Genomic DNA, 509 nt, shown 5'->3' on the forward strand with positions numbered 1-509 from the left:
GTGAGGCGGTAGTGGGTGAAGTCGGACTGCCAGGTCTCGTTCGGCAGGTCGGCCTCGAACCGGATGTAGGACGACTTGGGCCGTTTGCTCGGGTCCGGCGTGACGGCGGCATGGCGCACCAGGATCCGGTGGATCGTGGCCCGGGACACGTTCACGCGGTGGCGGTGCAACAGGTGCCAGCCGATGGTGTCCGCACCGGCGTCGTGGCCCTGRCCGGTTAGCTCGGTGCGCAGCTGCAGGATCAGCTCGATGACCCGGGCGCTGGTGGSCCCCCGGCGAGGTGTGCGGGGCCCGCGAGGCCGGCTCGAACGCCGCTTCCCCTTCGGCGCGGTACCGGGCCATGAGGCGGCTGATCCAGCCCTGCGAGACCCCGTACGTGCGGGCAACCTCGGACTGCGAGGAACCGGCCAGGACGGCTGTGATGACAAGACGACGCTTCGACACCACCGACCCTGCCGGATCCGGTTATGCCGATGACCTGCGACACGCCATTCCGATGTCCTGAGACA

1 pseudogene is annotated in these 509 nt (G+C 69.0%); it reads right to left on the reverse strand.

The features are described 5' to 3' along the window. Positions 1-444: pseudogene (locus AB4030_RS22430) on the reverse strand (helix-turn-helix domain-containing protein); the annotation flags it as partial. Positions 445-509: the final 65 nt, after the last annotated feature.

This window comes from Terrabacter sp. 2YAF2 (genome assembly GCF_052114705.1).
GTDB lineage: Bacteria > Actinomycetota > Actinomycetes > Actinomycetales > Dermatophilaceae > Terrabacter.